26 protein-coding genes and 1 tRNA gene are annotated in these 25,577 nt (G+C 65.1%); 11 read left to right on the top strand and 16 right to left on the bottom strand.

Going from position 1 to position 25,577, the window contains the following annotated elements; translation table 11 throughout:
* Positions 1 to 1,720: chemotaxis protein CheA (locus tag I6F21_RS22065; RefSeq protein WP_225183412.1), on the bottom strand; the 1,720-nt coding region annotated here is incomplete at its 3' end.
* Between the two features lie 198 nt (positions 1,721 to 1,918).
* Positions 1,919 to 2,572, bottom strand: a complete 654-nt coding sequence (locus I6F21_RS22060; protein WP_036009803.1) for a histidine phosphotransferase family protein — start codon at positions 2,570 to 2,572, stop codon at positions 1,919 to 1,921.
* Between the two features lie 199 nt (positions 2,573 to 2,771).
* Between I6F21_RS22060 and I6F21_RS22055 the strand changes: the two genes are divergently transcribed.
* Positions 2,772 to 3,602: a 3'(2'),5'-bisphosphate nucleotidase CysQ gene (locus I6F21_RS22055; RefSeq protein ID WP_225142085.1), complete on the top strand. Its 831-nt coding sequence runs from the start codon at positions 2,772 to 2,774 to the stop codon at positions 3,600 to 3,602.
* A gap of 10 nt (positions 3,603 to 3,612) precedes the next feature.
* Here I6F21_RS22055 and I6F21_RS22050 read toward each other — a convergent pair whose 3' ends face one another.
* Positions 3,613 to 4,098 (bottom strand): YHS domain-containing (seleno)protein, encoded by a 486-nt coding sequence (locus I6F21_RS22050; protein WP_036009801.1) that lies wholly within the window; start codon positions 4,096 to 4,098, stop codon positions 3,613 to 3,615.
* Positions 4,099 to 4,237: 139 nt separating this feature from the next.
* Between I6F21_RS22050 and I6F21_RS22045 the strand changes: the two genes are divergently transcribed.
* The 4 genes from I6F21_RS22045 to I6F21_RS22030 all read left to right on the top strand — a co-directional run bounded on the left by I6F21_RS22045 (position 4,238) and on the right by I6F21_RS22030 (position 7,240).
* Positions 4,238 to 4,843 carry a DUF1134 domain-containing protein gene (locus I6F21_RS22045; protein WP_036009799.1) on the top strand — a complete coding sequence of 202 codons (606 nt, stop codon included), beginning with the start codon at positions 4,238 to 4,240 and terminating at the stop codon, positions 4,841 to 4,843.
* Between the two features lie 120 nt (positions 4,844 to 4,963).
* Positions 4,964 to 6,277 carry a hypothetical protein gene (locus I6F21_RS22040; protein WP_225126676.1) on the top strand — a complete coding sequence of 438 codons (1,314 nt, stop codon included), beginning with the start codon at positions 4,964 to 4,966 and terminating at the stop codon, positions 6,275 to 6,277.
* A 159-nt stretch (positions 6,278 to 6,436) separates the two neighbouring features.
* Positions 6,437 to 6,511, top strand: a tRNA-Val gene (locus I6F21_RS22035).
* A gap of 297 nt (positions 6,512 to 6,808) precedes the next feature.
* Positions 6,809 to 7,240 carry a hypothetical protein gene (locus I6F21_RS22030; RefSeq protein ID WP_225126677.1) on the top strand — a complete coding sequence of 144 codons (432 nt, stop codon included), beginning with the start codon at positions 6,809 to 6,811 and terminating at the stop codon, positions 7,238 to 7,240.
* A 28-nt stretch (positions 7,241 to 7,268) separates the two neighbouring features.
* Here I6F21_RS22030 and I6F21_RS22025 read toward each other — a convergent pair whose 3' ends face one another.
* From I6F21_RS22025 to I6F21_RS22010, 4 genes are all read right to left on the bottom strand, one after another.
* Positions 7,269 to 7,811 (bottom strand): 2'-5' RNA ligase family protein, encoded by a 543-nt coding sequence (locus I6F21_RS22025; protein ID WP_225126678.1) that lies wholly within the window; start codon positions 7,809 to 7,811, stop codon positions 7,269 to 7,271.
* A gap of 69 nt (positions 7,812 to 7,880) precedes the next feature.
* The gene (locus tag I6F21_RS22020) at positions 7,881 to 8,720 is read right to left on the bottom strand and encodes a universal stress protein (RefSeq protein WP_225126679.1); all 840 of its coding nucleotides are present in this window, start codon (positions 8,718 to 8,720) and stop codon (positions 7,881 to 7,883) included.
* 118 nt (positions 8,721 to 8,838) lie between these two features.
* On the bottom strand, positions 8,839 to 9,228 hold the full coding sequence (locus tag I6F21_RS22015) for a response regulator (RefSeq protein ID WP_036009791.1): 390 nt from the start codon (positions 9,226 to 9,228) through the stop codon (positions 8,839 to 8,841).
* Positions 9,229 to 9,242: 14 nt separating this feature from the next.
* The gene (locus I6F21_RS22010) at positions 9,243 to 12,275 is read right to left on the bottom strand and encodes a GAF domain-containing protein (RefSeq protein WP_225142086.1); all 3,033 of its coding nucleotides are present in this window, start codon (positions 12,273 to 12,275) and stop codon (positions 9,243 to 9,245) included.
* A gap of 287 nt (positions 12,276 to 12,562) precedes the next feature.
* Here I6F21_RS22010 and I6F21_RS22005 point away from each other — a divergent pair, with 287 nt between their 5' ends.
* Entirely contained in the window at positions 12,563 to 13,336 is a 774-nt protein-coding gene (locus I6F21_RS22005; RefSeq protein WP_225183411.1) for an SDR family NAD(P)-dependent oxidoreductase, read from the top strand.
* A gap of 48 nt (positions 13,337 to 13,384) precedes the next feature.
* On the opposite strand, the gene I6F21_RS22000 is transcribed toward I6F21_RS22005, so the two are convergent.
* From I6F21_RS22000 to I6F21_RS21975, 6 genes are all read right to left on the bottom strand, one after another.
* Positions 13,385 to 14,059, bottom strand: a complete 675-nt coding sequence (locus I6F21_RS22000; protein WP_225142088.1) for a hypothetical protein — start codon at positions 14,057 to 14,059, stop codon at positions 13,385 to 13,387.
* A 124-nt stretch (positions 14,060 to 14,183) separates the two neighbouring features.
* The gene (greA, locus tag I6F21_RS21995; protein ID WP_036009784.1) at positions 14,184 to 14,666 is read right to left on the bottom strand and encodes a transcription elongation factor GreA; all 483 of its coding nucleotides are present in this window, start codon (positions 14,664 to 14,666) and stop codon (positions 14,184 to 14,186) included.
* Between the two features lie 55 nt (positions 14,667 to 14,721).
* Positions 14,722 to 15,225, bottom strand: a complete 504-nt coding sequence (locus I6F21_RS21990) for a hypothetical protein (RefSeq protein WP_109145964.1) — start codon at positions 15,223 to 15,225, stop codon at positions 14,722 to 14,724.
* A gap of 136 nt (positions 15,226 to 15,361) precedes the next feature.
* Complete coding sequence (locus I6F21_RS21985) at positions 15,362 to 15,700, bottom strand: hypothetical protein (protein WP_128266570.1); 339 nt, start codon at positions 15,698 to 15,700, stop codon at positions 15,362 to 15,364.
* Positions 15,701 to 15,875: 175 nt separating this feature from the next.
* Positions 15,876 to 16,394: a hypothetical protein gene (locus tag I6F21_RS21980; protein ID WP_036009755.1), complete on the bottom strand. Its 519-nt coding sequence runs from the start codon at positions 16,392 to 16,394 to the stop codon at positions 15,876 to 15,878.
* Positions 16,395 to 16,547: 153 nt separating this feature from the next.
* Positions 16,548 to 18,095, bottom strand: coding sequence for an acetolactate synthase large subunit (locus tag I6F21_RS21975; protein WP_225142090.1), 1,548 nt, complete (start codon positions 18,093 to 18,095; stop codon positions 16,548 to 16,550).
* Positions 18,096 to 18,355: 260 nt separating this feature from the next.
* On the opposite strand from I6F21_RS21975, the gene I6F21_RS21970 reads away from it, so the two are divergent.
* Entirely contained in the window at positions 18,356 to 18,934 is a 579-nt protein-coding gene (locus tag I6F21_RS21970) for a L,D-transpeptidase (protein ID WP_036009766.1), read from the top strand.
* Between the two features lie 71 nt (positions 18,935 to 19,005).
* Positions 19,006 to 19,821 (top strand): DUF2927 domain-containing protein, encoded by an 816-nt coding sequence (locus I6F21_RS21965; protein WP_192893341.1) that lies wholly within the window; start codon positions 19,006 to 19,008, stop codon positions 19,819 to 19,821.
* A 19-nt stretch (positions 19,822 to 19,840) separates the two neighbouring features.
* Here I6F21_RS21965 and I6F21_RS21960 read toward each other — a convergent pair whose 3' ends face one another.
* On the bottom strand, positions 19,841 to 20,869 hold the full coding sequence (locus tag I6F21_RS21960; protein ID WP_225142092.1) for a TIGR01620 family protein: 1,029 nt from the start codon (positions 20,867 to 20,869) through the stop codon (positions 19,841 to 19,843).
* On the bottom strand, positions 20,866 to 22,335 hold the full coding sequence (locus I6F21_RS21955) for a YcjX family protein (protein ID WP_225183410.1): 1,470 nt from the start codon (positions 22,333 to 22,335) through the stop codon (positions 20,866 to 20,868). The genes I6F21_RS21960 and I6F21_RS21955 overlap by 4 nt, the downstream gene beginning before the upstream one ends.
* Before the next feature lie 185 nt (positions 22,336 to 22,520).
* On the opposite strand from I6F21_RS21955, the gene I6F21_RS21950 reads away from it, so the two are divergent.
* Both I6F21_RS21950 and I6F21_RS21945 read left to right on the top strand, forming a co-directional pair.
* Entirely contained in the window at positions 22,521 to 23,216 is a 696-nt protein-coding gene (locus I6F21_RS21950; protein WP_036009743.1) for a hemolysin III family protein, read from the top strand.
* Positions 23,217 to 23,260: 44 nt separating this feature from the next.
* The gene (locus tag I6F21_RS21945; RefSeq protein WP_225142095.1) at positions 23,261 to 24,055 is read left to right on the top strand and encodes an SDR family oxidoreductase; all 795 of its coding nucleotides are present in this window, start codon (positions 23,261 to 23,263) and stop codon (positions 24,053 to 24,055) included.
* 163 nt (positions 24,056 to 24,218) lie between these two features.
* On the opposite strand, the gene I6F21_RS21940 is transcribed toward I6F21_RS21945, so the two are convergent.
* Positions 24,219 to 24,677: a MarR family winged helix-turn-helix transcriptional regulator gene (locus I6F21_RS21940; protein WP_109145220.1), complete on the bottom strand. Its 459-nt coding sequence runs from the start codon at positions 24,675 to 24,677 to the stop codon at positions 24,219 to 24,221.
* Positions 24,678 to 24,753: 76 nt separating this feature from the next.
* Here I6F21_RS21940 and I6F21_RS21935 point away from each other — a divergent pair, with 76 nt between their 5' ends.
* The gene (locus I6F21_RS21935) at positions 24,754 to 25,530 is read left to right on the top strand and encodes a glucose 1-dehydrogenase (protein WP_225113922.1); all 777 of its coding nucleotides are present in this window, start codon (positions 24,754 to 24,756) and stop codon (positions 25,528 to 25,530) included.
* The last annotated feature ends 47 nt before the right edge of the window (positions 25,531 to 25,577 follow it).

Raw genomic sequence — 25,577 nt, 5'->3', positions numbered from 1 at the left:
CGACGATGCCAAAGGTCTGGCTGCCGACTTGCGTCACCACGATGAAGCCGTTCTCGGGATCGGAGGCCGCGCCGTCGTCGATCTTCAGGAGCTTCTTCAGATGGATCAGCGGCAGCAGCTTGTTGCGCAACCTGAGCACCGCGGTGTCCTTGATGCGCTCGATGCGGTGCTCGGAGTTGGCGCGGGCGCGGACCAGCTCGACCACCGAGAGCTGCGGGATCGCAAAGCGGTCGCCGGCGGCTTCGACGATCAGGGCCGAGACGATGGCGAGCGTCAGCGGGATCTTGATGGTGACGGAGCTTCCTTCGCCCGCGACCGACTTGATGTCGATGGTGCCGCCGATCTGGTCGATATTGGTGCGCACCACGTCCATGCCGACGCCGCGGCCCGACACCGAGGTGATGGCGGCGGCAGTGGAGAAGCCCGGCGCGAAGATGAACTTGTGGATCTGGGCTTCGCTCATCTTCTCGAGCTCGGCCTCGGTGACGAGACCGGAGGAGAGCGCCTTGGCCTTGATCTTCTCGGTGTTGAGGCCGCGTCCGTTGTCGGCGATGCAGATGATGATGTGGCCGCCCTCGTGATAGGCGGAGAGGCGGATGGTGCCCTGCTCGCCCTTGCCGCTGGCGAGGCGCTCGGCGGGGGTCTCGAGGCCATGATCGGCGGAGTTGCGCACCATGTGAGTGAGCGGGTCCTTGATCAGATCGAGCACCTGGCGGTCGAGCTCGGTGTCGGCGCCGTGCATCTCGAGCTCGATCTGCTTGCCGAGTTCGGATGAGAGGTCGCGGACGATGCGGGGCAGCTTCTGCCAGGCATTGCCGATCGGCTGCATGCGCGTCTTCATGACGCCTTCCTGCAGCTCGGCGGTGACGTTGGAGAGGCGCTGCAGCGGCACCTTGAACTCGGTGTCCTCGTTGCGGCGGGAGATCTCCAAGAGCTGGTTGCGGGTCAGGACCAGCTCGGAGACCATGGTCATCAGGTGCTCCAGCGTATCCACGTTGACGCGGATCGACTGGTTGGCGATGCGGTCGCCCTCGCCCGCCATCTCGTCGGCCATCGACTTCTTCGGCGCGGCCTTCTCCTTGGGCTTTGCGGCTTCAGCAGCCGGCTCGGCCTTAACCTCAGCCTTGGCCACGGGCGCGGGCACCGGCGCTTCGATCGCGGTCTCGCGGAAGGCGCGCTCGAGCTCGTCGAGCGAGACCTCGCCCGGACGCAGCGGACGCTCCAGGGTCTGATCGACCAGCGTGCCCATGGTCATCTCCTTGGCGGGGGCGGCTGCAGCGGCGGGCGCTTCCGGCACCAGCGGCGGCGCATCGGCAACGGGAGCCGAGCCGGACATCGCCGCCATGCCCTGCTCGACCATGGCTTCCAACTTGTCGATGAGATCGCGGTCGTTCCCCTCCGGCTCGGCCTCGGTCGCCTCCAAGCCAGCCAAAATCTCCTTGATGCGGTCGATCGAGGACAGGATCACCGTCACCGCCTCGGCAGTCACAGGCATGCCGTCACGGAATTTGCCCATCAGGGTCTCGCCGGCATGGGCCAGCGCTTCCAGCCGCGGCAGGCCGAGGAAGCCGCAGGTGCCCTTGATGGTGTGGACCAGGCGGAAGATGTTATCCAGGATCTTGGCGTTGTTCGGCTCCTGCTCGAACTTCACCAGCTGATTGTCCACGGTGTCCAGGCTCTCGCTGGTCTCCGTCAGAAACTCCCGCAACAGATCATCCATGAAAACAGGCCTTCATACAGGAAGGGCGCGCACGAGGCGTGATGCGCCATTTCGGAATGGGGCCAGCTTCACCGCAAAGCGTTTAATATTGGTTGAGTATGTGCAAAAGAACGGCACCAACAAAGAGATAAGGCGCTCCGGACAAGCCGAAGCGCCTCGTAAAGATTGCATTAACGCGTCGGAAACGACGCTTCGCGTTTACGAAGCGGTAACGATGATGGCTTCGCCTTCCGGCTTGAGCGTCACGGTGAGCCCGCAGGCCTGCGCGAGCAGCCGCGTATAATAAGGCTGGATCGCATGCGCATCGGCAGCCGGCCCGCGCTCGCCGCTCAGGAGTTCGGAGATGTTCTGCGGCAGGCGTGCATTGTGTCCGGTCGCGGTGATGCGAAAGCTCATCACCTCGCCCTCGCCGACCGGATCGACCGTCAGCATGCCGCCGCGCGGGATCGTGTGCTGGGCGACGACCAGCATGTTGAGCAGCAGCTTGACGCGGTTCTTCGGCAGCAGCAGCCGCGGCAGATTCCAGGTGATCGAGCACTTGCCGTCCTCGATATGGCCCTTCGCCATGGTGTGGGCATCGCCGAGATCGATCTGCGCGCCGGAGGAGCCGGCCGCGCCGAAGGCAAGGCGGCAGAACTGCAGCCGGGCGGAGGCCGTCTTGGCGCTTTTGCGAATCAGGTCGAGCGCGAACTCGCGGTCCTCGGGCTTGGGATCGTCGTCGAGCACTTCGAGCCCGTTGACGATGGCGCCGACGGGGCTGATGAGATCGTGGCAGACCCGCGAGCAAAGCAGCGCGGCGAGTTCGAGCATATCGGGAGCGGCAGTGGTCGCGGGCGACGAAGCGTCAGACATATAATGGGGTCCTGGAGGGTTCCTGGAATTGCACGGCGCTGGACGCCGCGAATCACGCATGCTTGACGGATGCTGCGGGTTCTAACATTCGCAACCCCGCGGCAGCTAGCTTGCGATCGGTTCGAGGCGGCCATAAGCCCCAAGCGAATCGATCGGGGCGAATCAGTGGACGAGGAACGATATTGCCGACAGATGAGGCATGCAGGTGAAACGGATCATTGACGGAGCGGCCGCTGCCGGCCTGATGGAGCCGCTGACTGCGCTGGTGGTGAAGGCGGGCGAGGCGATCCTCGCCGTCAACCGCGCGGCCATGCGGATCGACGGCAAGCAGGATGGCTCGCCGGTGACCGAGGCCGACCTTGCCGCCGACCGCATCATCGCGGACGGACTCGCGCAGCTCGCGGGCGACGTTCCGACGCTGTCGGAGGAGCGGACCCAGCTCGCCTCCCCGCCGTTCCAGGGCAGCTTCTTCCTGATCGATCCGCTCGACGGGACCAAGGAGTTCGTCGCCGGCCGCGACGAGTTCACCGTCAACCTCGCCTTGGTGACGGACGGCGGGCCGCTGCTCGGCATCGTCTCCGCACCCGCACTCGGCCTGCTCTGGCGCGGCATCGTCAGCCGCGGCGCCGAGCGCGTGAGGTTCAACGGCGCGACGATCGCCGCCGCCGAGCCGATCCGCACCCGCAAGCTGCCGGCGCGCGGGGAGCCTTGGATCGCCACAGTGAGCCGTTCGCACGGCGATGCCAGAAGCGAGGCGTTCATCGCCGACAGGCCCAATGCCGTCAGGATGACGTGCGGCTCGGCCGTGAAATTCGGCCGCATCGCGGAAGGCGGCGCCGACATCTATCCCCGTTTCGGGCCGACCTCGGAATGGGACGTCGGAGCCGGCTGCGCGGTCGTGACCGCGGCCGGCGGCAAGGTGACCGACGGCAAGGGCGGCGAGCTCCGATTTGGCCAGCGCCGCGATACCGGCTTCATCATCCCGGAATTCATCGCGTGGGGCGACCCGCAGGCGGTAGGCTGCGACTGACCAGGGCTCGTTACTGCCCGAGCTTCTCCTGCAGGGCCGGCCAGCGCTTGCCCACCTCATAGAGGAAGCGCTCGGGATCGGCGACGAAGGCGTCGCGATTGTCTTCCCGGCTGAACAAATAGAGCCGCTGCGCCACGATCGCGAAGAAATGCGGATTGGCGGGGACGGTGACGCCGCGGGCGATATCGACCGGATCATAGCCGCCGAATTGCGGTCCGTAGATTTCGGGATGGGCCTGGAAAGAGGCGCGGTTGCCCTCGTTCCGGAAGCGCCAGACGGCCCCCCAGAGGTTCGCCTCGAACTCCGCCGTCCCCTGCACGGCCGCGCCGGCGACGAAATAAGCGACGGGGTCGAAGCCCTCGATGGCGACGCCGCTGAAGCGGTTGACGACGATCCGCTCGGTGGTGGCGGCCCCTGTCGGTCCGCCGGCACCGAGGATCCAAATGCCCGCCAGCAGGCAGAGGCGGCGGGCGATCAAGGCAATTCCGGGGCGCAAAGGGCTATCTTCCTGCCGTTGTGCCGTCATAGTTGCTGCGGATAACATCCGAGTCGAGGGGACATCCGGCGCAACCTAGGGCCATGCCTGTTGGCGTGAGGTTAAGGAAGCGACCGGATTCGGTACCAGGGGTTCTTTTATGACTTTCGCATCACGCCTTGCTGCGCTCGCGCTTGCCGCGATGATCGGCTGGATCGTGCCGGCCTCCGCCCAGCAGGCGCCGCCGCCTGACCTGCCGCCGCCGCAGCGGACCCCGACGCCCAATACCTATGGGCCGGACGAGCTCGTCACCGCCGGCCATCGCTTCTTCGGCAACGTCTCGCGCGGGCTCGCCTCGATCATCGAGAAGGCGGTCAGCCAATGGGGCCTGCCGAACGGCTACATCCTGGGTGAGGAAGGCTCCGGCGCCTTCGTCGCCGGCCTGCGCTATGGCGAGGGCACGCTCTACACCAAGAACGCCGGCGATTTGCGCGTCTATTGGCAGGGCCCCTCGCTCGGCTTCGACTGGGGCGGCGACGGCGCCCGCACCATGACGCTGGTCTACAACCTGCCGGCCACCAACGCGATCTACCAGCGCTTCGCCGGCATCGACGGCTCGGCCTACATCATCGGCGGCTTCGGCATGACCGCGCTGACCTCCAACAACATCGTGCTGGTGCCGATCCGCTCCGGGCTCGGCCTGCGCCTCGGCGCCAATATCGGCTATCTCAAATACACCCCGCGGGCGACCTGGAACCCGTTCTAGGCCCACGTCCTCCCCACTGCCCACCGATCAAGGTTAACGACAGAGCGGGGCTGGCTTTCTGCCGGCCCGCCATGGCATTGTCGTTGGTGAATTTTTCCTTAAGCTTGGGAGTTCTGGCCCATGGTCGAACCGATCATGTACCTGGCGATCGGTTTCCTGCTCTCGATGCTGTGCGGGCTTGCGATCGTGCCGCTGGTGCATAACCGCGCGGTGCGCCTGACCACGCGCCGGCTCGAGGCCGCCACCCCGCTATCGATGGCCGAGATCCAGGCCGACAAGGACCAGCTCCGCGCCGAATTCGCGATGTCCGCGCGGCGGCTCGAGATGAGCGTCGAGCAGCTCAAGAACAAGACCACGAGCCAGCTCGCCGAGCTCGGCAAGAAGAGCGACGCCATCAACCGCATGAAGATCGAGCTCGGCGAGAAGAACGCCACCATCTTCGCGCTGGAGGCGCGCGAGAAGGCGGTGAAAGAGCAGCTCCGCGCCACCGAGGAGGAATTCGCCGCCAAGACGGCGTCCTTGCGCGAAGCCGAGATCGCGTTGACGGACAAGCAGGCCGAGCTCGCCAAGATCAACTCCGAACTGTCCGACCGCTCGATGATGGCGGAGAGCCGCCAGGTCGAGCTGGTCGCAGTGCGCGCGCAGATCGAGGAATTGAAGCACCGGGTCGGCGATGCCGAGAAGGAATTTGCCGCGACGCAAGCGCGCCTCGCACAGGAGCGCACCGAATCCGAGACCGCCTCGCGCGAGCTCGGCGAGGCGCGCGGCCGCGTCGAGAATCTGAGCCAGCGCGTCACCGAGCTCGACCGCCAGCTCATCGTGCAGGTCAAGGAGGCCGAGATGCTGTCGAGCCGCGTCGCCGATCTCGAAGGACGCCTTGCCACGCAGGGCAAGCTGCTCGCCGAGCGCGACTACGAGAACAACCAGCTGCGCCAGGCCAACGAGGCCAACGAGCGCACCATCAAGGAGCTGCGCGTCGAGATCGCGGGCCTCAGCGGCGGCAAGTCGTCGGCTGCGATGGAGCAGCTGCGCGCGGAAAAGGCCGCGCTGGAGGAGCAGCTGCGCAGCGCACGCGACGAACGCGCGAAACTCCAGCGCGACATCAACGCGATTCAGCAGCAGGCCGAGAGTTCCTGGGCGACCGAGCGCATGGAGAACGCGCTTCTGCGCGAGCGCATCAACGACATCGCGGCCGAGGTGGCAAAACTCGCGATGCAGCTCGAAGGCCCGAACTCGCCAATCGAGGCGCTGCTCGCGGCCGAGGCCGGCCAGCCGCCGAAGCCGGCGCCGCGCCCGGCCAACGACGCCGCGACGGGCGGCGCCGCGACCAGCAGCGGTTCTGCGCCCCGCCTGCCCGAAGGCGGTGGAACGCTGGCCGAGCGCATCCGCGCGCTCCAGGCCCACGCCTCCCGCGCCCGCCAGCAGGGCGCGTAACCGGCCAAAATCCGGCTTCCCCTGCGGAAGGCGCGACCTGACGAAGGTTTTCCGCCCCGGCGACGGCTTGAAAACTTGACACCTTGGGCCGGCACTTCTAAATCGCGGGCTCCGATGTGCCGGCCGGCCCAAGGTTGCGGCCGCCTGCATGATGGTCCCGGGCGCATAGCTCAGCGGGAGAGCGTTCCCTTCACACGGGAGAGGTCCAAGGTTCGATCCCTTGTGCGCCCACCACGCTTCGCCAAAAGGCTTCGCGTGGCGCAGCCACCCCCAATGGCAGCGAAGCGTGTCCGGCGTAGCTCAAAGAGCGTAGACGGACCGGGGGTCTTGCTTCCGCTCTGTCAAAAATTCGAAAACAACCCCATGCACAGTAGCCGACCTCAGTCGGATCAAAGGGTTGCGACTTTTCCGAATTTTCCTTGCTCCGTCGGGCAAAACAGGGGCATGATGGCATCATCGGGAGGGGCGCACGCTTGATGAGCATGCTGCGCCTGAGGGCCCGCACGGCATCGCCGGCTTAGAGATTCATGGATGAGCTGGATGACGCTCCCTCGCCCTCCTTCGAAACTCTGGGTACGAATCGCGATCGCGGTGCTTGCTGTGGCCGGCATCGGAATCGCGGCCATGGTTGGTCTCATCTGGTTCGCACTCGAAGGATTTGCCAGCTGCCGCAACGTGGTCCTGAGCTCGACGTGGTCGCCCGACGGCACCAAGGCCGTGTTCGTCTTCAGGCAGGAATGCAACGCAACGGTTCCGGATTCCACATATGCGAGCATCGCACCGATGGACCGGACCTTTTCACCTGATCGCAACCACGCATTCCTTGGCTTCGCCGGTCACGCGGAGATACTACCCAGCTGGCGCGGGAGCAACGTCGTCGAAATTGCGATGATGCCAGGGGTCGAGGGAGGCTTCATCCGGCACGATGAGAAGGTCGGCTCGATCCGGATCGATTACAAATGATCTGCGGGCTCGACGAATGATCACCACTTCATGGAGCCCGAACCGGCAATCTCTGCTCCGCAACCACGCGCACTGGCGGAAAAGAAACGCAATCCACGACGTCGAACAGCACGCTGATGCTGCCGCTGAATGACTGCGCGAAAGCGATCGCGTCATCGCGCTTTGCGTCGGCGATTTGTGTGCCGAGCGTGCAATGAGGTCGCCAGTTTTCCGGCCGATAATGCAGCCGACACAAGGCTGGATCGATTGCAGCGCTGATGGAAGCGTGCCACCGGACGAGCGTTTCATCGAACTCCGGCTCCGCCCAGAGCACGAGCGGCGGACCTGCGAACCAACAAATTCGCCTGAACGCGACCTGCAATGGCCCTTCGCCTCCAACTGCGCGGAGCATGGTCTCCCACGCGGTCTTCGCGGTAATCTCGGGCGCATCATAAATGGCGAATGTGAAATGCGGCCGATAACCGAGCCCCCTCATCGAAGGCTGGCTCTCAAACGCGGCAACTTCATCCCACAAGGCTTCGATGCGCTCTGCGGAGGAATGGTCGGACCGAATGTTGATAGCCAAAGCCATGCGCCGGTCGCTCTGTAAAGCAATGGATTTTTGCCTCACCAATGGCGATAAAACCAGGCCTTTTGCGCGCTAGTGAGCCATAAGGACGGAGATATCCGCGTGCTCCATGATATAGCTGGTCGCTCCACCGAATATCATCTGCCGTAGCCGCGTGCGGGTGAAGGCTCCTTTGATCAATAGATCGCAACCGTGTGCCCTGGCGGCATCGAGGACCGCCTCACCAGTTTCGCGCCCGTCCAGCTCAACGCTGATCAAGCTGGCCGCAATGCCATTGTATTGGAGTTGCCGAGCGATCTGACCGGCAGACGGTCCTGGCACCGCTTGGCCGCCGACAACGGTTAGGACCGATACCCTTTCGGCCAGACGAAGCAACGGCATGGCAAATGCGTTTGCCCGAGCTTGCTCGGTACTCCCGTTCCAGTGGATCATAATGTTCGTTGCGACGCTTCTTGGTCCATTCGACGGCGCCAGTAGAACGGGCCTGCCGCTCTCAAACAGCGCGGACTCAATCGCGCGGCGGTGAGGGCCCACCGCATCAATGTCAGACCGCGCCATCACGATCAGATCGAAAGCGCGCCCATAACTTCCGACAAAGTCTTCGCCCTCAGGCGCGGTCTCCAGCCAGCCGAAGCAAGGCGGGTTCGACCCTGCGGTGGCGCGGGGAACATCATGCTTCAGCATGAATGCTTCGAAAAAGTTCCGCATGTCGTTCAGTTCGGCTTCGCTCTTCACTTGATACGTGTCCAGGAGAATGCCGGTGGCCAATTCGGCGGCCGCATATTGAGGGATGCCGAACCGGAGTGGAAAGCCTTCGATATAGGCGCCGGTGCGACGCGCTAGGCCTACGGCCACAGCGAGCGTAGCTGTCATCATCGGAATATTCTGAAGCGGGACCAGGAGCGTCTTCATTTCGAATCTCCGATTTTCTGACGAAGATTGACGGTGGATGCATGCTCTCAATTGGGGCGGCGTCTGCAACAGCTTCACTTTGCGAGCCGCTCTCGTTTGCCACCGGCAACGGTTGCAATCATGCGGCCTGCTCAAGCCTCGCATCGATCTCCTGGCGCAGCGCGGCGAAGTCGATTGGCTTGGTCAACAGGTCGGCGGCGCCCTTCTCCAGCGCCTTGCGCTTGGTCTCGGCATCACCGTAGGCCGTGATCATGATAACCGGTACATCGGGGCGGGCCGAGCGCACGATAGGCAGCATCTCCAGTCCGCTCATTCCGGGCATGTTGATGTCGGACAGGATCAGAATCAGGGTGGCATCCGCTATCTCGGCCGCGCGCTGCAATGCCAGGGGCGCCGAGGATACAAACTCCATCAGAAAACGACCGGCGCGCAGATCGCGCCGAAACTGCTGGCGGAACAGCGCCTCGACATCGGGCTCGTCGTCGACCACCATGATATAGACGCTCAATTTCTGCCTCCGCTCTACAATGGTGCCGCCCGCGTACGCGGCAGCGTAATGATGAACTCGGTATATTCGCCCGGCTCGGTATCGACCTCGATGCTGCCGCCGTGCTGCTTCACGATGATGTCGTGGCAGATCGAAAGCCCAAGGCCAGTTCCTTCGCCGGCCGGCTTGGTCGTGAAGAATGGATTGAATATCTTCTCTCTGACGTCGGCCGGGATGCCGGTGCCATTGTCGCGAATGCGAATTTCGACGGCGCCGCCGAGGTCTGTGGTCGTCGCACGCAGCCTTGGCTCGAAGCCGTCACCGACGACCTCCTTTTGTTTGCTGGCCGCGTAGAAACCGTTTGAAACCAGATTGAGGAACACCCGCGTGATTTCCTGCGGATACAGCTCGAGGGCTCCCGCAGACGGATCGAGTTTTCTTTCAAGCGTGATATTGAAGCCGGCTCTTTCAGCGCGGGCTCCGTGATAGGCCAGGTTGAGACTTTCTTCGAGGATGGCGTTGATCTCCGCCGCGCGGCGTTCGCCGGACCCCTCGCGGGAGTGCAGAAGCATATTCTTGACGATGGAATCGGCGCGCGTTCCGTGCTGCACGATCTTTTCCAGGTTACCTTGCAGCATGTGGATCAGCGCGTCGATGTCCTGCCTTTCCACCTCGCCGAGGCCGGCTGAGCGCAGCGCGTCGCCGAGCTCGTCGGTCAGTTCGGAGGATAGCGCAGCAAAATTGTTGACGAAATTGAGCGGGTTCTTGATCTCGTGCGCAATGCCGGCGGTGAGTTGCCCGAGCGAGGCAAGCTTCTCGGTCTGGACCAGCCGATCCTGCGTATTTCGCAATTCCTCGAGCGATTGCGACAATTCCATGGTGCGCTCGCGCAGTTCATTCAGCAGGCGTGCATTCTCGATCGCGATCACGCCCTGGTGTGCGAAGTTGGACACGAGCTCGATCTGCTTGTCTGTGAAGGGTTTCACTTCCTGACGGAAGATCGTGATCGTGCCAATCAGCTCATCTTCCTTGAGCATGGGAACGATGACGAGGGTCCTTGCGCCGGCAAGGTCAGCGAGCGCGCGAACATTGGGGTTGCCTTCGATATAGGGCGGCTGCGTCCTGATGTCGTCGATATGAACGGTCTGATGACTCTTCTCGACGGTGCCGAGCCCGCTCGCGGGATGTGGGCGAATGTTCTGGTAGAGCCGGGTATCGACATAAGCTTGCGGCGCGTTGTGCAATGCGACCGTGCGAAAGCCGCCCTCCTCGTACAGATTCATGGTGCCAAAGCCGGCGCCGCAAATTCGCGTCGCATTCTCCAGCATCTTGTGGAAGACCGGAGCGAGCGCGCCCGATGAAGCGCTTATGATCTCCAGCACCTCCGACGTTGCCGTCTGCCGCGCCAGCGATTCATTCAATTGCTCGAACAGACGCACATTGCCAATGGCGATCACCGCCTGGTCGGCAAAGGTGGCGACGAGTTCGATCTGCTTTTCGGTGAAGGGCTGCACGCGCTTGCGGGCGACCACGATCGCGCCGATCGGCTCATTTTCGCGGAGAAGGGGAACACCGAGCGCCGTGCGCTGACCAGCGATCGTGATCGACGCCTCCAGGCCGTATTCGGGATCGGCAGCGACGTCGAGGATTTGCACCGGACGGCGTTCGAGGACGGCTCGACCCGTGACCGTGCCCCGGCCGGGAGCGATCGGATGAGCCCGCAGAAAGGCAATGTAGTCCTCGGAAAACCCGACCGCTGCTCCGGCCTGATATTCATCGCCCTCGCGGCGCATGATGAAGGCCATCTCCGCCTCGCACAGCCGTGCCGCCGAATCGACCAGCGTGTCGAGCACGGTTTGCAGGTCGAAGGTCGAGCGGCTGATCACCTTCAGCACGTCGGCGGTCGCAGTTTGCTGCTGGAGCGATTCGGCGAGATCGCGCGTCTTCGCCTGTACCTCATCGAACAGCCGCACATTCTCAATCGCGATCACGGCCTGATCAGCGAAAGTGGAGACCAGGTCGATCTGCTTGTCCGTGAACGAGTTCGCGGTCTTGCGGCCTAGGAATAGCACGCCGATCACTTCTCCGGACCGCAGCAGGGGTACGCCCAGAAGGGTGCGGTAACCGCCGGCCCTCTGTTGCTCGGGATAGGCATAGTCGGGATCGACCAGGACATCCGGAATCTGAACAGCCTTGCCGCACAGCAGGACGCGCCCAACGAGGCTACCGCGTCCAGCATTGAGCCGAACGCCCGCCGAGACCTTGGCCCACTCCGGCGAGAAATTGTACCGAGTTGCGTGATAGAAGGAGCCATCGGCGTCCTGCCGGAGGATTGCCGCCATGTCGGCCCCACACAGCGACGCCGCCGATTCCGTCAGCGTGTCGAGAACCGTTTGCAAATCGAACGCGGAGCGACTGATGACTTTCAACACATCGGCGGTCGCGGTCTGCTGCTGCAGCGATTCCCGCAAGTCGTCGGTACGCGCCTGCACCTCGTCGAACAGCCGCACGTTCTCTATGGCGATGACGGCCTGGTCGGCGAAGGTCTGCAGAAGCTGCACGTGATGCGGAGCGAAGGCCCCCGGCTCTGCCCGCGTGACGCTGATCATGCCGATCACCACGCCGCCAGTCGCGAGCGGAACGAACAACATGCTGCGAAAGCCGCGGGCGCGCGCGATGAATTTGATCTCGTTCGTCAACGCTTCCGTATCGGGGGTCGGCACCACCTTGCCCGCCTGTGTCCTCGCAAAACTCTCGAAATCGGTGATCGGACGCGGAAACATCTTCTTCAAAGCTTCATCGGCGGCAGAATTCGTCGGCGTGAACGCCGCCAAGTGGGCATTGCCGTCGATGAAGCGGAATACGGTCGTCGAAAAGCCGCCAAGCAAGGCATTTGCGCGCCTCGCGATTGCATCGAATACCGGCTTCACCTCCGATGGCGAGCTGGCAATGATCTTGAGAATGTCCGCGGTGGCGGTCTCGCGATCTTGTGCGGCGCGCAACTCGGCCAGGAGCCGCGCGTTCTCCTGCTGCAATTCCGCCACAACGCCCTGAGGAAGCGCGGCCATGATGAAAATCCGTGTCGGCAGCCGGTTCGCGGCCGACGTCAAAATTTAATCAAGAAAGCGCCGGGAATTATTTCACCATCAGGTGCTTCCGACCAGACATACCGTGAGTTGATTTTCGATCGACTACGCGTCAATTCGTCCTCGTGATCGACCGAAGCGGCAAGTTTCACACAATGCCGCTGGAGGCCGATTACCTCGGGTCCGCCTGGTGCTGGCGCCAGGGGGATCGCGGGACCCACGTGCCGCGAGCGCCGTAGATTGCGTCCCGAAACACCTAGGAGAGCCCCATGGCGACCATATTCATCACCGGCAGCACCGATGGCCTCGGCCGGGCGGCGGCCCAATCGCTGCTCGATCAGGGGCACCGCGTGGTGCTGCACGCGCGTTCAGCCGATCGTGCCGCGGCTCTCGGCGGCCTCACTTCGCGTGCGAAGGGATTGGTGATCGGCGATCTCAGGAGCGCGGGGGAGACGCGGAGCATCGCGGACCAGATCAACGCGATCGGGCGCATGGATGCGGTCATTCACAATGCCGGCGTCTACACGCGGCCGAGCCGCGGCGCGACGCCGGAAGGCCATGCCGAGACGCTGGCCATCAACACGCTTGCGCCGTTCATGCTGACGGCTCTGATCGCGCGGCCCGCTCGATTGATTTATCTCAGCAGCGGATTGCACCGCGGCGGAGAGGGCTCGCTCGACGACCTCGATTGGACCAAGCGGGCCTGGAACGCCGCCACGGCCTATGCCGAGAGCAAGCTGCACGTCGTCGCGCTCGCCTACGCGCTGGCGCGGCGGTGGCCCGACGTCCTCTGCAACGCCGTCGATCCCGGTTGGGTGCGCACGAAGATGGGCGGCGCGGGCGCCCCGGTCGATATAGAAACCGGGCAACGGACCCAGACCTGGCTGGCAGTCAGCGAGGATCCCGCGGCCCTCGTGAGCGGGCGCTACTGGCATCGCCTCGAGCAGCAAGCGCCGGCCCGTGAGGCGACCGATCCGAGGTTTCAGGACCGGCTCATCGGCAAATTGACCGAGCTGACGGGCGTCGAGCTGCCGGAGGAGTGACGCACAACGATTCGTTGTCATTGCAGACTCGCAATGACGAAGCAGGCTTCAGGCGGCCTTCGGCCGCCAGGCCGTGTAGAGACCGATCAGTGTCCCCATGGCGACCAGCGCGGCTGCCAGCAGCACCTGCAATTCGCCGTTGTCGGTGGGGCCGATGGACGACACCAGCCGGGATACGATGACGAACAGAATGCCCACTGCGGCCGCGGCACCCACGCAGAGATAAGCGAGCTCGCGCGTCAGGCTGCGGCCGAGCAGTCCGAGGGCCGTGAAATACATCGAACAGGCGTTGGGATGAACGAACAAGGCAATGCGCGCATAGCGGCCATAGGCGTCGAACAGGGACTCGCATCGGCGCAAGGCCGCCTTCGAGGCCACCCGCTGCAGAAACGGCCTGAAGAAACGCGCTTGTCCATAGCTGAGAACGGCGCCCAGGATGATGGCGAGCCACGCCGCGAGGAAGACGGAGCCGTCCACGGCCTTCGGACTGAGCGCCACGGACATCAGGATGAGGGCGGTGCCGGGAAAATAGCCGAAATACGGGAAGACCGCTTCCACCAGCACGCAGGCGAACATGAAGGCTAGAAACCATGCCGACCCGGCCGCGCCATGGACGATGGCGTTCAGGTCGAACAGGCTCGTCCTGTAGAGAACGAGGTACATGCACATGGCGAGGCCCGCCAGCGCATAGAACGGCAAGGCTCCAGACAAAAACCGTCTCATCCAATCATCAACTTCGTTTGGCGGAGACGACGGCCTCGCGCTGTTCCGGATCTGCTTTAGGCGAATGGGATTGAGGCTGTCGATGGCGCTCTTTGCCACGCAACTCACCTCGGCTTGCGCACCCCTACGCAATCGACAGGATCTCGATCTCCTGCGCACCTGAACCGACGACGTCGCCGACCGCCTTGCCCATCAGCGACCTCGCGACGGGCGCGACGAACGAGATCGAGCCGGCCTTGGGATCGGCTTCGTCCTCGCCGACGATGCGGTAGGTCTGGACGCGGCCGTCAGCGCGGCTGAAGCTCACGGTGCTGCCGAACGCAACGATTTCGGTCGCGACAGGATCGGGCATCACCTGCGCCGTACGCAAGCGTTCCGTGAGATAGCGGAGATCGCGCAGGGGCACGGCGGACTGCCGTCGCTTCTCGTTGACGTCCTCGATGGCTTGCGCGGCTTCATAGGCCGCCCGCGCTTCGGCGAGCTGCGCCTGCAATGCGTTGAAGCCTGCTTCCGTCACGAGGTTCGGATGCGGCGAGATCGGGCGGTCCGGCAACAGCGTCTCGGACGCGGTTTCGGCGCTCTCTTCCTTGGTGAAGGCGACGCTCAATTGAAGATCCTGTCGAACTGTTTCGCTTGCGACGCCATGGCGCCGACGACCGAGATTATATCTCAAGTTCGACGAAACGGCGGAGCTTGAAGACGAGGTCCGGCACGGCCTGGCGGAACCGGGTTGCGTTCTGGAAACTGGTGGAGAACGGCGCGAAAGTGAGCATCGCGTTCCAGTGCCGGTAACCATAGACCGTGACCGAGACGCCGGAACTCGGGAAGTTGTCCAGCTTGCGCAGCTCGCCGAGCACGAGATCGGCGATCGCCTCCGCCGGCAGCAGCCGCTTGCCGTCCCGCGTGGTTGCGATTTGCGCGGGCGGCTCGGCCGGCTCGGCGGCCGCCGCTGCGGCATCGGGCGCGCTCTCGGCTTCGGCCGCATCGGACCTGAACTCGGGCTTGGACTCGGACCTGGACGTCGCGGCCGGCTCTACGGGATCCGCCGGCACGATCGGCGGGACCTCGGCGAGCGGAGGCGGTGCAACAGGGTCTGCGCGCTTGTTGCCTCCCAGGATGCTGCTGATCATGGCCACAAGGCCGGCATCCTTCACCTCATCGCTCATCATTCCCCCCGGGCTTCGGCCTACTCTAGCACCGCTCGCGCAGACCGCCACCGGCGATGTGGCGCAATGGAGGGCCGGACGCCGCCGAATGATCGGCGGCACCACGTTCGATCACGTCGCGCCACGGTGCGATCCGTTACTGCTTAGCGAACGGAATGTATTGGTGGTACCGCTTGGGCACCGAGCTGCGATAGCGCGCCGGCACGGTGCCGGTGTCGACCGAATGATCGATCTCCTGCTGGCGGGTCATCTTCTTCTTCGCCGGCTTCTTCGACGCGCTCTTCTTGCCGTCAGTGGGCTGGCTGGACGTGTCGGTGGTCGCGCTTGGCGCTGTGGTCGTCGCAGCCGGCGCAGTGCTTGTCGCGGCAGGCGCAGCGGTTCCGCCCGCGGCCGGCGCGCCCTGCGCCAGCGCGAGCGGCGATTGCATCATGAGCATCAGCGCTGCCGTCGCAGCCAGCAAATATGATTTCTGCATCAGAACCTCCAAAGTACCTGATCCGAATGAGCCAGCGTAGGCCTCCGGCATCGACGCGTGCAAGTCCGCCCACGATAGGCCCGATCGCACGCCGGAACTGTGGTGGGGGTCACACTCCCGGCATGGTCTGCCTCACGACCTCGCAGCGTGCGCAGGTGCGCAATGGCGCGCTCGGCTATGCGCGAGCTGCGCGGCCGGTCTCCTCCAGTCGCGAGGCGAACCAGCGTGACAGCGGCTCGTCGACGGCACCGCTGACATAGACCTCCGACATCGTCACATGTTGCCTGTCCAGCACCAGGAGCAGGCCGATCCAATAGGGAAACCAGACATGGACGTCGGTCAGCGCCCGCAGCTTGTGCTGGTCGTGATCGAGCGGCGTGTGGTTGCTCGCCTTGCGGATCTCCACGGCGAGCAAATTGTTCGGGATCTCGCGCTGATGCACGACGACATCGGGGTAGATCGACTTACCGAGATGGTCGTCGGTCGAGATGATGGTGCCGTGCGGCAGATGCAGCGTGCGCTCGCCGAGCCGGTCGTAATTGCAGTCGACCGACCAGCCCGAAAACTGCTTCTCCAGATGCACGGCGAAACGGTGCGTGACCGCCCGCTCGCCGACGTCCTTCTCGAACAGGAAGCCCTCGTGGGCGTAGAAGTCCCTGACAGCCGCGATCACCTTGTTCAGCTCGGTCTGCATCGTGCCTCCGGGCCCATCACGTGCGCGCCAAAGTTGGTAGCCCGGATGAAGCGTAGCGCAATCCGGGACTCTCGCAAAACACACCAGCCCCGGATTACGCTACGCTCCATCCGGGCTACATGAGACCGGAATTCGCGGCGCAATCGGTCCGGTCTACATCTGAACTTCGATCAGGCGCGGGCCGGGCTCGGCGACGGCCTCTGCCAGTGCCTTGTTGAACTCGTCGGCATTGGTGACGGCGCGGCCGGGAACGCCCATGCCCTTGGCCAGCGCCACGAAGTCCAGGGTCGGGCGGTCGAGGCGGAGCATGTCGTTGGCGCGCTGGCCGGGCTCGCCGGCGCCGACATTGTCGAACTCGCCGCGCAGGATCTGGTAGATGCGGTTGGCGAACACGATGGTGACGATATCGAGGTTCTCGCGTGCGTGGGTCCACAGCGACTGGATCGTGTACATCGCGCTGCCGTCGCCGACCATGGTGATCACCTTGCGGTCCGGGCAGGCGATCGCGGCACCGATCGACAGCGGCGTCGAGAAGCCGATCGAGCCGCCCATGTTCTGCAGCCAGTCGTGCGGGGCGGCCGCCGCCGTCGGCGGGAAGAAGCCGCGGCCGGTGGTGAGGGATTCGTCGACCATGATCGCGTTCTCGGGGATCGCACAGGCAATGGCCTGCGCGATCGAGGCGAAGGTGAGCGCGCCGGTCGGCTTGACCAGCTCAGCCAGAGCCTGCGGCTTGACGTCCCTGGCGCTGGCCTTCACGGCGCCGGCGAGTGCCTCGAGCGCGGCGACCGAATTCTCGCCCCAGGAGGTCATGCGATGCACCTCGCAGCCCTGCGGCTTGAGCATGCTCGGCTTGTTCGGATAGGCGAAGAACGCCACGGGGTCGTCGGACTCGACCAGCACGATGTGACGGAATTTCGCCAGCATCGGCAGGGCTTGATCGATGACGTAGTGGATGCGGTCGATCGAGAAACGGCCACGGCCGCGCGCCATCTTCGGACGGAAGGTCGGGCCCATCACGGTGCAGCCGGTCTTGCCGGCGATGCGCTCGGCCAGCGCCAGACCCTGCGCGCTCAGCGCGCTGCCGGTCATCAGGAGCAGCGTGCCTTCGCCGTCGCCATGCAGGATCTTTGCGGCCTGCTCGACCGCCTGCGGCGAATAGCTGGCGCGCTGCTGCTCGGCCGGAACCTCGGCGATGCCGTCGGCCTCGTTCCAGGCGGTGTCGGCGGGCAGGATCAGGGTGGCGATCTGCGGCGGCGCACTTTTCGCGGCGGCAATGGCGGCGGCGCCGTCCGCGGCGACCGATTTGGCATCCGGCGAGGTGCGGACCCAGGACGACATCGGCCGGGCCAGGCCCTCGATGTCGGAGGTCAGCGGCGCGTTGTAGCCGATGTGGTAGACGGCGTGCTGGCCGACGATGTTGACGATGCCGGAATTGGCCTTCTTGGCATTGTGCAGATTGGCAAGGCCGTTGGCGAGGCCGGGGCCGAGATGCAGCAGGGTCGAGGCCGGCGTGCCCTTCATGCGGAAATAGCCGTCGGCCGCGCCCGTCACCACGCCTTCGAACAGGCCGAGCACGCAGCGCATGCCGGGGACACGGTCGAGCGCCGCGACGAAATGCATCTCGGAGGTGCCGGGGTTGGTGAAGCAGACGTCCACCCCGCCCTTGACCATCGTCCGCACCAGGCTTTCCGCACCGTTCATTCTGTCTGCTCCCGCAACCTGCCAGTGATCCATTCGGTCAATCATTGTTCGCGCGGCGCGTCAAAGCAATAGCGGGCATTGCGGCCCTGCCCCGCGTGGTGAGACGCCGGTTTGGCTAACGCTTTCCAGCAAATTGGCGCAGTTGCGATTTGGTAACGTCAGTCGTTAACGATGCGACCCTCACGGGCCCGTGGCTTGCGAAACGCGCGCAAATATGGCCTCTGGGTCCGGTTGAATCGATTTTTTTTCTGGGGGAGATGATGATCCGGTTTTTTGCCGCACCGATGGCCGCAATGGCGCTGCTGCTGGCTGGCGCAGCCGACGCGTCCGCGACGGGGATGATAGACTTCACGGGCACCAGTTCCACCAGCTATATCGGCCGCGGCGGCGCGAGCCCGATCCCCCGCACCACCGTCATGTATAACGGCAGCTACGCCCCGGGCACCGTCGTGGTGAACACCGCCGAGCGGCGGCTCTATTTGGTGCTCGGGAACGGGCAGGCGCTGCGCTACGGCATCGGCGTCGGCCGCGACGGCTTCCGCTGGGCCGGGGTGCACAGGATCACCGCCAAGAGGGAATGGCCGGACTGGACGCCGCCCTCGCAGATGCTGGCGCGCCGGCCGGACCTGCCGCGCCACATGAAGGGCGGCATCGACAACCCGCTCGGCGCCCGCGCCATGTATCTGGGCTCGACGCTGTACCGCATCCACGGCTCCAACGAGCCGGAGACGATCGGTCAGGCCGTCTCCTCGGGCTGCTTCCGCATGACCAACGACGACGTCACCGACCTCTATAGCCGCGTCTCGATCGGCACCCCGGTGGTGGTGCTGAACAACTGACCAGGAACCCGCGCGGCGCGTGAATTTGCGCTCTTGTGCACGCGGGGCGAATGCGGCAGCGTCACAGCACGATGAGCGCATTCGTCCCGCCCTCGCCCGGCTTTCGCTTCGCCCTGCTGGCCCTCGCGACGCTCGCCTGCGCGCCTGACATCGCACCCATGGCTGCCGCCGCCGAGCTGCCCGCGGTGTCCTCGCGCCAGCGCGCCGAGAAGAAGAGCTTCACCGACGGCGAGATCATTGAAGGCTTCCTGAAGACGGCATTCGGCGCCGAATACCATCTTGCCGGCCGCGTCGACCGCATCCGCAAGTTCGACGGGCCGGTACGCGTCTACGCCGAGAGCGACCGCGAGGATCGCAAGACGCAGCTCGCCAAGGTCGTGGCTGACATCGGCAAGCGCGTGCAGCATCTCGACATCGCCATGATCGACACCAACGAAGCGGCGAATGTGCGCGTGAAGCTGGTGCGCGACCGCGATCTCTTCCGCACCATCTCGAGCTTCTACGGCGCCGAGAAGGCGCGCGAGATCCGCTCCTCGCTCGATCCGCAATGCCTGTCCGGCTTCCGCAAGAACGACAATTTCGAGATCGAGCATTCCGACGTCATCCTCACCGTCGACAACGGCGATTTCACCTTCCTCGACTGCGCCTATGAGGAGCTGCTGCAATCGCTCGGACCGATCAACGACACCACGAGCGTGCCCTGGACCATGTTCAACGACAACGTCTCGATGGGCTATTTCGACGTCTACGACCAGTACATCCTCAACCTGCTGTACGATCCCCGGATCAAGGCGGGCATGACCGTGGCGGAGGTCAAGGCCGTGCTTCCCGCCGTCCTCAAGGACGTGCGCGCCTGGGTGAAGCGGGCGAATAATCTGAAGGAGTGAGGCGGTCCAAGGGAGCGATCTACTCGTCGGCGTCCTTCTTCCGCAGCAGATCCGTCGCCAGATCCGACAGCTTCGGCGGCGGCAGGGCCGCGAACGGCAGCGGCCGCGTCACATCGATCGCGGCCAATCCCAGCCGTGCCGTCAGCAGCCCGTTCAGCACGCCTTCACCCAGGCGCTGCGACAGCTTCGCCGCGATGCCGTGGCCGAGCATCTGCTGCACCAGGCTGTCGCTCGCGGCCATGCCGCCGGTGATGGCGAGATGAGCGATGACGTGGCGAAGCAGGCGGATCATGCCGAGCGCGCCGGGACGGCCGCCATAGAGATAAGCGAGCTGGCGGATCAGGCGCAGCGCCGCCACGAACACGAACAGCACGTCGATGGCGGCGCGCGGGCTCACCGCCGTCACGATCGAGACCTTTTGCGCCGCTGACGACACCAGCCGCCGCGCCTCGGCGTCCAGCGGCGACATCAGCTCGCGCTCGGCGAGGCGGATCATGTCGGCGCCGTCGATGATCTCGCCGGCGTGGCTCTCCAGCGTCGCGCGGGCGCGCGCCAGCTGCGGGTTCTGGTGCGCGATCTTGAGCAGGTCCTGGACGATGACCCGGCTCTCCTTGCGATCGTCGCTGGCCAGCACGGAAGCTGCGCGCTGGTGCAGCTTCTCGATGGTCGCAAGACGCGCGAGACCGAACGCCTCGCGCCCGATCACCACCGCAAGCGCCAGCGCGGTGACGGCGGCGAAGGCAAGTCCAACGAAGCCGAGCGTCTGGCTGCGCGCGAACAGATCCTCGACCAGATGCACCACGCCGAGCCCGGTACCGAGCAGCGTCAATCCGGCGAGCCCCGACCAGAACAGCGTGCCCCAGGGAAAGCCGCGCCGCGCCGGGACTGCGGCGTGCACCGGCACCGGCAGCATCGCCGGGTCGGGCTCCGGCGTGATCTGGATGGTGGCGCGACCGAGACGGCCGGTCTCGTCGGCCTCGGCGACGACGACGCCGGGATCGTCGAGCCGGAACGTCGCCGGCCGCCGTGGCTTGGATCGCTCGGTCATGACAGCTTGTCTCCGATCAGGAACTGCAAGGCACGGTCGAGGCGGATGTGTGGCAGCGTCGGCTCGTCGGCACCCTCGCGTTCAAGCTTCGGCGGGCGGAAGCGCAGGAAGCGGAAATCGCTGTTCCCGGCCGCCTCCGACGCGAGCCCGCGGAACGCATCCGTCCCATTGAACAGCGGTTCGGGATCGAGCGGAAGATCGCCCGGAAAGGTCGCAACCTCGGTGTTGCCGTCGAAGAACTCGCCGCCGGCGCTTTCGCCCGCGGCGGGTGTTCCCAGGATCGACGGCAGCTTGTCACGGCCATGCGCCACCTGCGCTTCGCGCGTGGCGCGCACGGCGGCGAGCGCGACGACGTCGATCGCCGCGCCGGTGTTTTCCGCGCGCGCGACCGCGCGCGAGACGGCGCGGCGCAGCACCGCCTCGAGCCGGTCGTGACTGGAATGATGCAGATGATCCGCCTTGGTCGCGGCGAACAGGATGCGGTCGATGCGCGGCCGGAACAGGCTGGAGAGGATCGTGCTGCGGCCGGTGTTGAAGCAGTCGAGAATGGCGGCGAGCGCGGCTTCGAGATCGCGCAGCGCCTCGGGGCCGGAGTTGAACGCGGCGAGCGCATCGGCCAGCACAATCTGACGGTCGAGCCGCGCGAAATGATCGCGGAAGAACGGCCGCACCACGACGTCCTTGTAAGCTTCGAAGCGCCGCACCATCATCGCCCACAGCGATCCCTCACCCGCCTGCCCGCCCGCAGGCACGTCCAGCGGCGCAAAGGTCAGCGCCGGCGTATCGGCGAGATTGCCGGGCATCAGGAAGCGACCGGGCGGCAACAGGCTCATCGCAAACCGCTCGTCGCGGCAGGCGCGCAGATAATCGGTGAAGAGCTTTGCGGCCGTCAGCGTCGCCTGCTCGTCCTCGCGCGCTTCGGGCTTGAGCGTCGCGAGATGACTGTGCCACTCGGCCGCGAGATGCGCACGCGGCGCCTCGCGCGACAGCGCCAGGCTCTCCGCCGACCATTGCTCGTAGCTCTTGTGGAGCAGCGGCAGGTCCAGCAGCCATTCGCCGGGATAGTCGACGATGTCGAGCGTCAGCGTGCGGTCGGCGCCGTTCGGGCGCTGGTAGTCGATCACGAGCCTGAGCTCGCTGATGTCCATGGTCGAGCTCGGCCAGCGCCGTTCCTCGATCAGCGCGCGCAGATGGCTCTCATATGCAAAGCGCGGCACGGCATCGTCCGGCTGCGGCGCCAGGTGCGCCCGCGCGATCCGGCCCGAGGCGTAGGCCTCGAACACCGGAAACCTGCCGCCACGCGTCAGTCCATGGATCAGCGCGGTGATGAATACGGTCTTACCGGCGCGCGACAGACCGGTGACACCAAGCCGCACCGTCGGGTTGAAGAAGTGCTCGCCATAGTCGATCAGCGCCCGCGCCGACAGCCGCGCTTCCTCGACCATATCCTGGAAACTGAATGCCATATGAACGTGAGGGGATCTCGGGCGAGGGATACGCAAAACGGATTAGTCACAAAAGTGGCAATTGCCTGAAGAAATTCAAGCTTTCATACTTCCACCGCCTTTCTCGGCAAATCAGCCGTTTGAACGACCCGCCGGTCCTGAAACACCCATCTAGAGGGCATTGCCTCGAGCCTTTGCGGATTGCCATGACCGTCTTCCAGTTGAAGCAGCTTGCATCCTCTTCCGTCCACGCCGCAGCCGACGCGATCGGCTGGGACTACGATCGCGCCGAGCTGATCGCCGACGGCATCGTCCACGGGATCGGCGTGCTCGCGGGCATCATTGCCGCGACGGTGCTGGTGGTGCTGACGGCGGTCTATGCCGACGCCACCGACATCGTCGGCGTCTCCGTCTATGTCGCCGGCCTGCTCTCGATGCTGGTGCTGTCGGCGACCTATAATCTCTGGCCGGTCTCGCCGGCCAAATGGCTGCTGCGCCGCTTCGACCATTCCGCGATCTATCTCTTGATCGCCGCGACCTACACGCCGTTCATCCTGGAGCTGAAGGACAGCGTGTTCGCGTTGGTGCTGCTGGCCGGCGTCTGGTGCGTCGCAATCCTCGGCATCGTGCTGAAGCTGCTCTATCCCGGCCGGTTCGACCGCGTCTCGGTCGGCATCTATCTCGCGATGGGCTGGAGCGGCATGATGCTCTACGATGCCGTGGTCAGGGCGTTGCCCACGCTGGTGCTGGGCTTCATTCTTGCCGGCGGCCTGCTCTACAGCTTCGGCGTGATCTTCCACGCCTGGCGGCGGCTGCGCTTTCAGAATGCGATCTGGCACGGCTTTGTCTTGGCCGGCGCGGCATGTCATTATACCGCGGTGCTCGACCTCGTGTTGAGCTGAGAAGTTTCCGCGAAGCGGTATAAGAAGACGAGAGGAGACGTCGCATGAAGGTGACCGGCAAGGTCGTGGTCGTCACGGGCGGCGCAAACGGCATCGGCAAGGCGCTGTGCGAGGCCTTTCACAATGCGGGTGCGGCCAAGGTCGTGGTCGCGGACATGGACGCGGCCAATGCGCGAGCGGTCGCGGCCATGGTCGATGGCGCCGCGTTCAAATGCGACGTCGCGCAGGAAAAGGACATCGTCCACGTCATCGAGGAGACCGAGCGGCAGTTCGGCCCGATCGCGCTGTTCTGTTCCAACGCCGGCATCGGCGGCGGCTTCGACCCGATGTCGGAGAATGCCGGCGGCGCTTCCGACGAGCCGTGGCAGCGCAGCTGGGCGATCCACGTCATGGCGCATGTCTATGCGGCGCGGCATCTCGTCCCTCGGATGAGGGCGCGCGGCGGCGGCTATTTCCTCAACACCATCTCGGCCGCGGGCCTGCTGTCGCAGGTCGGCAGCCCGGCCTATTCGACGACGAAGCACGCGGCGGTCGGTTTTGCCGAGAATCTCGCGATCTCGCACAAGGCCCACAACATCAAGGTCTCGATCCTGTGTCCGCAGGGTGTCGACACCAACATGCTGCGCTCGATTCCCAAGGGCCCGCAATCCGGCGACGGCGACCTGACGCCCGAGCAAGTGGCGAAAGACGTGCTCGCCGGCCTCGAGCAGGAGACGTTCCTGATCCTGCCGCACCCGCAAGTGCTCGGCTACATGCGCAAGAAGACCGAAAATTACGACCGCTGGATCGGCGGCATGGCCAAGATCCAGGCGAAGATGCGGGAGGAGTTCGGGAAGTGACCGTTAGGTGCTCCCACGCTAGACGCTGTCATGCCCCGCGGAGGCGGGGCATCCAGTATGCCGCCCCTGTCGGCTCAACCACAACCGTCTCAGAGTACTGGATCGCCCGCCTTCGCGGGCGATGACACCGAGCGTGTAGAAGCAGCTTCAGCAACCTCGCGCATCACACCACCGCCACCGTCTCCCCCACCCGGCTCGCGCGCAGCGCCTGCGCATAGAGCATCATGCCCTCGCACACCGTGCGCTGCTCGGCCGGCGTCAGCGCCGCCAGCGCGCCGCGGACCTGCTGCCGGCCGAACGCGTGGAGGGCCTCCAGCGTGCGCCGGCCCTTCGCCGTCAGCGACAGCAGCTTGCTGCGCGCATCCGCCTCGTCCGGCGTCTCCTTGAGCTCGCCGCAATCGATCAGCTTGCGCACCAGACGGCTGACGCTGGATTTCTCCAGCCGCAGGAAATCGCCGAGCTCGCCCGACGTCATGGGGCCACGAATGCCGATCTCCAGGATGGTGTGGACCGCCGAGGGCGGATAGCCCGAGGCCGCCACCGTGGCGTCCATGAAGCCGAGTTCGCGCACCATCAGGCGCGAGGCGGCGCGGATGTCGTCAATCAGCGAAAGCTCGGCCATGGCTTGACTCGACCCATATAGTTGTATCATACAACTATATGGGCGCAACGGCGCGCGCAAGTGTTTGGAGTGGACCATGAGCGAAGCCTTGCCGACCGGTCAGCGCATGAGCGGCAAGGTCTGCCTGATCACGGGCGGCGGCAGCGGCATCGGGCGCGCAACGGCGCTGAGGATGGCGGCCGAAGGGGCGGAAGCGATCGTCGTCGCCGGCCGGCGCGAGGCCGAGATCGAGGCCACCGCCGCCGCGTGCCGCGGGCTCGGCACGGAGGCGATCGCGCTTCAGACCGACATCACGAAGGAAGACGAGGTCGCGCGCCTCGTCGGCACAGCCGTCGGGCGCTGCGGCCGGCTCGACGTTGCCTTCAACAATGCCGGCTTCCAGGAGCGCCGCGCGCCGCTGGAGGAGCAGGGCACGGAGATCTACGACAGCGTGTTCGACACCAATGTCCGCGCGCTGTTCCTCTGCCTGCGCCATCAATTGCCGGCGATGCTGGCGCAGGGGCGCGGCAGCATCGTCGTCAACACCTCCGTCAGCGGGGTGCGCAATCCCAATCCAGGCTTTTCGCTCTACTCGGCCTCAAAGGCCGCCGCGATCTCGCTGACGCGCTCGGCGGCGATGGAGAACGCGCCGCGCGGCATTCGCATCAATGCGATCGCGCCCGGCCGCGTCGTCACAGACATGATGCTGCGCGCCGGCGTCGGCGATGTGGCGACGGTCAGCGCAGGCCTGCCGCTGCGGCGGATGGGCAGCCCGGAGGAGGTCGCCGAGGCCGTGGTGTGGCTGTCGTCGGATGCGTCGTCGTATGTCGTCGGGCATGTGCTCGCGGCCGACGGAGGTTTTTTGGCGTCGTGATGTCGTAGCCTGGATGGAGCTCAGCGCAATCCAGGGCCGACTCGCCT

The sequence above is a fragment of the Bradyrhizobium sp. NBAIM03 genome (genome assembly GCF_020194055.1).
Classification (GTDB): domain Bacteria; phylum Pseudomonadota; class Alphaproteobacteria; order Rhizobiales; family Xanthobacteraceae; genus Bradyrhizobium; species Bradyrhizobium yuanmingense.
Note: the sequence above shows the minus strand (reverse complement) of the source record. Positions and strands in the feature narration are given on the sequence as shown.